8 protein-coding genes and 1 pseudogene are annotated in these 7,755 nt (G+C 61.0%); 1 reads left to right on the forward strand and 8 read right to left on the reverse strand.

Annotated features, from left to right (window positions below):
* From RMO15_RS20605 to RMO15_RS20625, 5 genes and pseudogenes are all read right to left on the reverse strand, one after another.
* Positions 1-370, reverse strand: a pseudogene (locus RMO15_RS20605) (zf-HC2 domain-containing protein); the annotation flags it as partial.
* Entirely contained in the window at positions 360-863 is a 504-nt protein-coding gene (locus RMO15_RS20610; RefSeq protein WP_309716352.1) for an RNA polymerase sigma factor, read from the reverse strand. The gene RMO15_RS20610 and the pseudogene RMO15_RS20605, both read right to left, overlap by 11 nt.
* A 30-nt stretch (positions 864-893) precedes the next feature.
* Positions 894-1,703: an NTP transferase domain-containing protein gene (locus RMO15_RS20615; protein ID WP_309716359.1), complete on the reverse strand. Its 810-nt coding sequence runs from the start codon at positions 1,701-1,703 to the stop codon at positions 894-896.
* Positions 1,676-2,596, reverse strand: a complete 921-nt coding sequence (locus RMO15_RS20620; RefSeq protein WP_309716363.1) for a hypothetical protein — start codon at positions 2,594-2,596, stop codon at positions 1,676-1,678. The genes RMO15_RS20615 and RMO15_RS20620 overlap by 28 nt, the downstream gene beginning before the upstream one ends.
* Entirely contained in the window at positions 2,593-3,696 is a 1,104-nt protein-coding gene (locus RMO15_RS20625; protein WP_309716367.1) for a hypothetical protein, read from the reverse strand. The genes RMO15_RS20620 and RMO15_RS20625 overlap by 4 nt, the downstream gene beginning before the upstream one ends.
* A 58-nt stretch (positions 3,697-3,754) precedes the next feature.
* On the opposite strand from RMO15_RS20625, the gene RMO15_RS20630 reads away from it, so the two are divergent.
* A complete protein-coding gene (locus RMO15_RS20630; protein WP_309716371.1) occupies positions 3,755-4,777 on the forward strand; it encodes an FAD-binding oxidoreductase in 1,023 nt (340 codons plus the stop codon).
* Here RMO15_RS20630 and RMO15_RS20635 read toward each other — a convergent pair.
* The 3 genes from RMO15_RS20635 to gltX form a co-directional block, all read right to left on the reverse strand.
* Positions 4,752-5,552, reverse strand: coding sequence for an amidohydrolase family protein (locus RMO15_RS20635; RefSeq protein WP_309716380.1), 801 nt, complete (start codon positions 5,550-5,552; stop codon positions 4,752-4,754). The two genes, RMO15_RS20630 and RMO15_RS20635, sit on opposite strands and share 26 nt — an antisense overlap.
* A gap of 1 nt (position 5,553) precedes the next feature.
* On the reverse strand, positions 5,554-6,294 hold the full coding sequence (locus RMO15_RS20640; protein WP_309716383.1) for a hypothetical protein: 741 nt from the start codon (positions 6,292-6,294) through the stop codon (positions 5,554-5,556).
* 16 nt (positions 6,295-6,310) lie between these two features.
* Positions 6,311-7,755: glutamate--tRNA ligase (gene gltX / locus RMO15_RS20645; protein ID WP_309716386.1), on the reverse strand; the 1,445-nt coding region annotated here is incomplete at its 5' end.

Genomic DNA, 7,755 nt, shown 5'->3' on the forward strand with positions numbered 1-7,755 from the left:
TCGTTCTCCCATTAATTGTCTCTGTCCAATGTACTGTCTGAATCTTGCCCATCGCCTCTTCGACAGACGCAAATGAAACAGTGGGCCGCACCACGCCACCCGGCATTGCAAAGAAAAGCGCCGCTCCGGCAGCCAGCGCGACACCTCCCACAAGGCCAATCGGACGAAGCGGGAGCGCTTTTTGTCGTGTCTCCATGGGAAAGTGATCGGTGCTCTTGAGGAGCGTGTCTACACGACCAATCTCAGAAAGCGTTTGCTGGCAATCGGCGCAGCGCTTAAGATGGCGGCGCACGGTGAGGGCTTTCAGGCCACGTAGCTCGCCATCGGCGAGGCGCATGAGGATAGCAAAGGGGACTTGTTTACAGGACATCGGAAAGCTCCTTTCGTAGCTGCTGCCGCGCCCGTGCCAAGCGTGACATGACGGTTCCCAGGGGAATCTCTAAAACGGCGGCGATCTCTTTGTAGGAGAGTTGCTCGTAGATCGCAAGTACCAGCACGGCACGCTGGTCGTCGGGGAGGGTGGAGAGGGCGGCTTGGACAGTAATCGCCGTGGTCGGGTCTGTGCTCGGTGCGGGGACGGTTTCGAGAAGTGCCTCGCCCCCCAATGTGCTTCTCTGTGCTCGCCAGCGGAGGACGCAGCGCACGGCGATTTTATAGAAGAGCGTAAAAGCTTGCGCCTGACCACGAAACTTCGGGAAAGCCTGTGCCGCTTGCACGGCCACTTCTTGCGTCAGGTCATCGGCGGCCTCGCGGCTCCCCGAGAGCCGCACCACGAGGCGAAAGACACGCTCCCGATGGCGGTTCCAGGCACGCTCAAAGGCGAGATCAGGCTTGGATTCGGTGGCCGCCAGCAGAGTGTTCATTGCTAGAGTTAGTGCAGCCTACGGCGCGTTTTATTCCCTAGCGAGATATTTCCGCGCTAGAGCCACGTCTTCGGGGTGATCCACATCAGCGCCTACACCGGCATGGTTTGAAATAATGGCGCGGGCACTCGCGCCACCGAGTAAGCGGCTGACGGCGGCTTCGAGCTGCGGGAGCGTGAGCAGCGACGGTGCGACGCGCGAGGCGAGCAGGCGCAGAATCGTGCTGGGGCCAAGCAGGGCCGCGAGGCCGGGGACGTTCTTGCGGAGCGCGTAGGCATGGCGCACGACAGCTTCTTTGGTACGCAGGAACTCCGGATTGAGGATGACGAGATTGCCCCCTGTGAACTCTCCCTCGGCCAGCTTGAGGGTCGTGCGACGCATCTCCGGAAACGCATCGTAGCAGACTTTCGCAGGGATGATCGAGTAGACAAAATCGGCGCTCTCGGGAGCATCGGCAAGTAGATCCGTGACAGCTTGCGAGGTGAGAAACGGGATGTCGGCAGTGGCAACCAAAAATCGCGTCTCGGTGGCATCCAGTGCCCTGACCCCGTTGAGGAGCGTGTCCACCATGGACTCGCCGCCCAGCACGGGTATGCAGCCCGGAAGCAAGGGCACGTCACCCGCCAGTAGAATCCGGCGGATACCCGGCGTGGCTTGCAGCGTCTCCACGACGTGTTGATACATCGGCTTGCCGTTTAATTCCAGCAGAGCCCGGTTACGCGTGCCGGGTGGGAGCAGCGGCTCCCACGACGCGGCGTGTTTTTCTTTAACAACGCCTCCAGCCAGCACCAGTGCAGCGATATTATTGGCGCTCACAGGCTCTCCACGAGCTTCAGCCATGCCACGCGTCCCGCCAGCTTCTTCACTAACTCTAGTGCGTGTGCCCGATTCCGCGCCAGCCCAAACACCGACGAACCCGAGCCGCAGAGCAGCGCACGCACGGCTCCCGCGTCTGTGAGAGCAGTGTGCAACGCCGCAACTTCCGGGTAGGGAGGAAGCACAGCGGCCTCGAAATCATTGGACAGCGCATCGGCCAAACTCTCCCCCGCGAGGAGGCGCTCGGTAGCCGCTCCGACAACTCGATTTGGGAGTGCGTCAAGAAGCGCGTAGGCGGGGCCAGTGGGCACACCGATTGCCGGACGAGCCAGCACGCCGTAGAATTTGAGGATATCCAGCGCGATGGGCTCGATGATCTCTCCACGGCCTCGCATTCGAACCAGCCCTCTGCTCTCCCCTTCCTTGCCCTGAGGGAAGGGGCTGGGGGATGGGTTCAGAAAGAGCGCAACATCGGAGCCGAGCTGCGCGGCCAGGGGCAGCAGTGCAGCTGTCGGTGCTTCCAGCGCCTCGCCAATGGCCTTGAGCACGGTGGCCGCGTTGCTACTGCCCGCCCCGAGCCCGGCCTGAGCGGGGAGGCGCTTGGCGAGCGTGATCCAGACCTGCAGCTCTTGACCCGGCGCAAGCGTGTCGAGGGCTAGCTGAGCGGCTTTGTGGGCAAGGTTCTCTCCCCCTTTGGGAATCGTCTCGATAGCCACAGCATCGGGACGACGGTCTTTGAGGATCAGTTTCACCTGGCGTAGGCCAGGTTTGACCGTGACAGTTAGCTCGTCGGAGGCCGAGAGTAGCACGACCAGCGAGTCAATCTCATGAAAGCCATCCGGGCGCGGCAGCCCCACATCCAGAGTCAGATTGAGCTTACACGGCGAGCTTAGGGTCGCTTTGTAGGGCAGGCTCATTTCTTGGGTGCGCCCCGACGCAGGATAACGGAGGAAATGCTCCCCGAGACGGCCTTCAGGCGCTTATAGCCCGGCGCGGCCACTTTGAACGGCACAGGCTTGCTGGGATCAAGCGGACGTACATCCAGCATCACCTTTCCGGCAGGGCCACTCACAGAGTACGTATCTGGAGCAAGCGGCACCCAAGCCGGGAGCTTCACTCTCAGCTCCGTTTGGAGGAAAATCCCGTTGCGCACGGCATTGACCAGCGCTTCGGGAGTCGTGTTTTCCAGGTGGTAGAGCGCAAACCCGATCACTTTGGAGCCAAAGACCTCATCGGTGTCGAGGGCCATCCCAATGTAGTAGTCCATTCCCTCCGTGTTGAGCTGCTTGAGGCGCTTATCGGCGGGGCCAGCAGCACTATAGCGTGCCATAAGCGGCGCGATCTGCCGGTTGTAGTAGAGCTGCAAGCCCGCTGTCTCACAGAAGTCATCGGTCTTGCGCGGGAGTGACAGCACATCCTCATGGAGCCACTTGAGAAACAAGCGCTCCCCAAGAAAGCCTGCCGCATCGCCCTCGGGGTCTTTGTAGCCTCGCGCAGCCAGAAGCACGAGATGCCCCCACTCATGCGCAATTGTCCGTGCCCACTCAATCTCCGGGCGGGGCTCCGTAATCTCAAAAAGATAGACATGGTTGATCTTGGTCTCCGCCGCCGCGCTTGCTCGTGTCGGGGCCTTTACCCGGGTCAGCCAGACATTGGCCAGCTCTTCGCCCTGCTGGTAGGTCGCATCCTGCCCCACACGATCTTTATGGAGCCGGAGAAGTCGCCCTGCCAGCCGCGCCACTTTGAGAGCGAAAGCACGGTCGTTGGAGTCGTGGCGAACTGCGACCACTTGCTTGAAGCCGCCACTGGCAATCGGCGCATAGACCGCGATCTGCCGGGAGAGCTTCAGCCCGTAGTTGGGCTCGTCCTCGGTCTTTCCCAGCATCGTGGTGGAGGGCGCGACGACTAAAAATCCTCCGGGTAGCGTCTCTAGCTCCATCCCCGTGGCAAGCTCACTCAGCGCCTCTTTGTTGGGTGGATTGATGGGAAGGTTCTGTGGGATGGCGAAAAACTTCATGCGCTCATTGTACCGTGCGACTCTTCATTGCGACTTTCTATGAGGTACAACCAGAGGCGTGATTCCTGAGCTTTTGACCGATCTCGACTCCCGCCAGCAAGCCTCGCGCTCCTGGTTTCCGCCGCACCTGAAGACCCGCCCGGTTCTCTGCGAGTCGGTGGCGCAGCCCGAGAGCGCTGAGGAAGTTGCGGCACTAGTGGCATGGGCAGCAGCAAACGGCAAGAGCCTTCGGGCAGTCGGAGGCGGGAGCGGGACGAGTGAGCTTGCGTTTGTGGACATCGCCATAGACACCAGCCGCCTCACCAAGCTTTCCTGGAGCGAGGAGGATATGACCGTTACTGTGGGTGCAGGCGTGACAATCAGCGCAATTGAGGAGCAGCTTACGGGCCATGCCTACACGCTCGGCCAGTCACTGGGCAGTGCGACTCTGGCCACGGTCGGCGGCTGCATCGCCACGGACGCGCACGGACTCTTCACGGGGCGCTACGGCAGCTTTCGCGAGAGCGTGCTGTCTCAGAGCACCCTCGGCGGGATTATCGTGGAAGCGACGCTAAAAATGCACCCACAGCCCGAGGCACGTGCCTGGACGGTGTTTGACTTCGGAGACTTTGACGATGCCTGCGATGCCTTGCGCCTCATCCACCGCTCCGATGCCCGCCCAAGCTTGGCCAGAATAACGTCTCCACAGCGGATGATGCTTGCCTTTGAGGGCGATGAGATTGTCCAGACGGGGCACTTTCAGCTCGCCTACGCGGTCTGCCAGCAGCTCGGCGGTACGCCTGGCGATCCCGATGACGGCGAGCGCTGGCTAGAGAGCCGCCAGCGAAGTGATCGCTGGAGCGCGAATGCACAATCGGAGACCTTTGCTGATTTTATGCGCTTGAGAGCCCCCTGGTCTTCTCTTGCAGAGACCTGCCAGCGCCTGAGAAGCGTGCTAGAGGGCCGGGTGACGAGCCTCGATATCGAGATCGCACACCCCACCCCTCACGGAGCGACTGTAGAGCTGGCCTTTACGCTTCACGGCGACGAGCCGCGCTACCGGGAGCTCAGAGAGCTTATCTTCCCATCGCGGAAAGTGTGACATCAGCGGGACTATCCACACTACCGGTTCCCCAGCCAAAGACACGATTGGCATTGGCAAACAGAATCTTCTCACGCTCATCGGAGGAGAGCCCCGCTTCATCCATCATTGCCAAGTTTGCCGCCGGATCGCAGCCCGGAGCAGTGGAGGAAAAGAGAAGCTTACGTGCCCCACTCATGGCCTGAATAGCATAGCGAATTTTCTCGGGAACCAGGGAGCCCGCGATGTCTAAGAAAAGGTTCGACGGCTTGACCGCAAAGTCAATCGCGGCACGCCACTCCTCGCCGCCCATCCCCGACGCGACAATCTTGACACCCTGCATAAAGCCGGCAATCTCCACCGCGTGCCACATCGCCTCCGCAGTCGGGGTCTCGATCAGTAGCGCCTTGCTGTAGCGCCGGATCAGGATCAGAAGCTCACGGGAGTATTCGAGGGCCACCGGCTCGCCTGTCGCGGGGTTGGGGTAGAGCGCCGCTCCCACAAAGTTATCGGAGTACAGGTGACGCCGCATCTGGGCGCTCGACTCCTCGTGCTGGGCGGGCTGAACCACGAGCCAGCCACGCAGCTGAACCGGACTGCCTGGATTTGCCAGTGTATCGGCGACGGTCTCGTTGCCCCCGATAGGATCGTAGCGGCGGGCCAGGAGCGATGAGAGACAGGCCATCGTGATTCCACGAGCAGCCAGGGTGCTCTGAACGGTCTCGGTCTGGTTCCAGGTCGGGGCTGCGGGGGTTGGGCCCCAGCCACAGTGGACATCAATAATCTCTTCTGCCATCTTATGCTACCGCCCCTCCGGCTGCAAGCAGCCGCTTCGTATTCCCACCCAGAACCAGCTCGCGGTCGGTGTCGCTGAGCTTTGCTACCTTGGCCACGGCAAGCGATGCCGAAACCGAGCCACGCGCCACGCCACCCGAGCCATAGACTACCCGGCTCGCGCCGACTAGGCTCACGGCGTAGGCGATCTCCCCCACCCCACGGAGCGCATCGGTGCAGAGCAAGTAGCGCTCATCGGCTAGGGCCAGCGCGACAGCTTCCGAGAACGCTGGGCCACTCAGCCCAGAGAGCACCACGGAGCCTGTATAGCCCGTTGCGGTGATCAGACGAGCAAGCTGGGTCGCATCACCGGGCTGGGTCGCCTCAAAGAGAATCGGCACCTTCACGCCTCGCCCTGCCAGCGCCTTGAGAGCGTTCTCCAGCGGCGCATAGACAATAGGCCACTTCTGCGTAGTGGGAAACAAACAGATCAACCGCGAGCCTGTCAGAAGCGTATCGGACTGCGCCACACGTGGGTCGAGCACGCCCGCAGGCAAGAGCACCCCACCCGACTCGCCGCAGCGCACCTGGGTCTCTTTATTTCCCGCCGACGGGGAGTGAAAAATCGCACGTGTGGAGAGCGTCACCGCCCCCGCCACACCGTACTTTGCCATCATGTTCTTTAGGGTGCTGGTGCCCGGCTCCGCGCCACGGGGAGGCATCGCACCAAAGAGGGTGTACAAATCAAGAATTGGTTCCGCCATCTGCTAACTCCTTCGCTTATGCAGCGAGCTCTTTCGCTTTCTTAAATCGCACGGCCAGGCGCTCTTTGCCCAGCACGGCCATGAGTTCAAACAATCCTGGCCCCACCTCGCGGCCCGTGAGTGCGACGCGCACCGGGTGGGTCGCCTCGCCTTTTTCACGCTTATGGCTCGTCGCCACGCCTCGCACTGCTGTCTCAATCGCAGCCGTCGTCCACTCAGGAAGCGCGGCGATAGTACTGTCCAGCTCCGCAAGATAGGCTCCCGAGCCCTTGAGCCACTTCGTTACAGACTTCTCCTGGTACTCGGGCAGCTCGGAGAAGAAAAAGTCCGTCACTTCAGGCACTTCGCGTAGCTCTTTAACACGCTCTTGCTCCAAGGCAATGGCAGCGGCGGCGTAGTCGGCATCAAGTCCCTCGGGCAGATAGGGCCGGGCACGCTCATAGAAGGCACTTGGGGAAAGACGCCGGATATAGACCCCATTCATCCAGTGGAGCTTCTCCACATCAAAAATTGCCGGTGAGGTGGAGATATGACTAATATCAAATGCCTCGATGATCTCCTCCTTGCTCAGCACTTCGCGGTCATCGCCCGGCGACCAACCACAAATAGCGAGAAAGTTAAAGAGTGCTTCGGGCAAGATACCGTCTTGGTTGAGGTAGCCAATTAAGAACTCTCCAGTGGGCTGGTAGTTCTTATCAAACTCAGGAACAGGCCCGAGCAAGGGCTTGGCCCCGTTGCGCTTGGAGAGTTTCTTGCGGTCTATCCCATTGACGGCTGGCGCATGCAAGAAGATCGGTGGCTCCCAGCCCATTGCCTGGAAGACACTGACGTGCTTGGGAGTCGAGCTGATCCACTCATCGCCACGCAGAATATGACTAATCTCCATGTCATGGTCGTCCACCATCGCGGCTAGGTGGTAGGGCGGCAGGCCATCGGCTTTTAAGATAATGAAATCGTCTTGGGTGGTCGCGTCCCAGAGCGTCTCGCCGCGCAGAAAGTCCACGGTGCGGATCGGGCCTTCCGTGGGCATCTTGAGGCGCACCACGGCACGCTCGCCATCGGCGACGCGCTTGCGGGCCTCGGCTAAGTCATAGTCGCGGAAGTGCCTATCGTAGCGATACGGAATCTTGCGGGCATCGCAGGCCGCACGCTTGCCCGCCAGCTCTTCTTCCGTCTCAAAGGCCCAGTAAGCTTTTCCCGCATCCAGCAGCGACTCAACGACCTCGGTGTAGCGCGCTTTGCGAAGCGACTGGATATACGGCCCAAACGCACCACCATTCTCGGGCAGGAGCGCCGGGTCTACGGTTCCGTAAGCCTCAGGCAGTGCCGCCACGGCTGCCTGATCCGGGCCTTCGTCGTAGGGCGTTCCGAGGGCATTCAGCGACTGGACAATATGCTCCAGCGAGCCCTTCACCAAGCGCTTTTGGTCAGTGTCCTCGATGCGTAGCAGAAAATCCCCAC

The sequence above is a fragment of the Armatimonas sp. genome (assembly GCF_031410135.1).
In the GTDB taxonomy this organism is placed as follows: domain Bacteria; phylum Armatimonadota; class Armatimonadia; order Armatimonadales; family Armatimonadaceae; genus Armatimonas.

Coding starts and splice junctions, on each gene's coding strand:
- RMO15_RS20615 (WP_309716359.1), bottom strand. CDS start 1,703: ATGGCTGAAGCTCGTGGAGAGCCTGTGAGCGCCAATAATATCGCTGCA.
- RMO15_RS20625 (WP_309716367.1), bottom strand. CDS start 3,696: ATGAAGTTTTTCGCCATCCCACAGAACCTTCCCATCAATCCACCCAAC.
- RMO15_RS20635 (WP_309716380.1), bottom strand. CDS start 5,552: ATGGCAGAAGAGATTATTGATGTCCACTGTGGCTGGGGCCCAACCCCC.
- RMO15_RS20640 (WP_309716383.1), bottom strand. CDS start 6,294: ATGGCGGAACCAATTCTTGATTTGTACACCCTCTTTGGTGCGATGCCT.
- RMO15_RS20620 (WP_309716363.1), bottom strand. CDS start 2,596: ATGAGCCTGCCCTACAAAGCGACCCTAAGCTCGCCGTGTAAGCTCAAT.
- RMO15_RS20610 (WP_309716352.1), bottom strand. CDS start 863: ATGAACACTCTGCTGGCGGCCACCGAATCCAAGCCTGATCTCGCCTTT.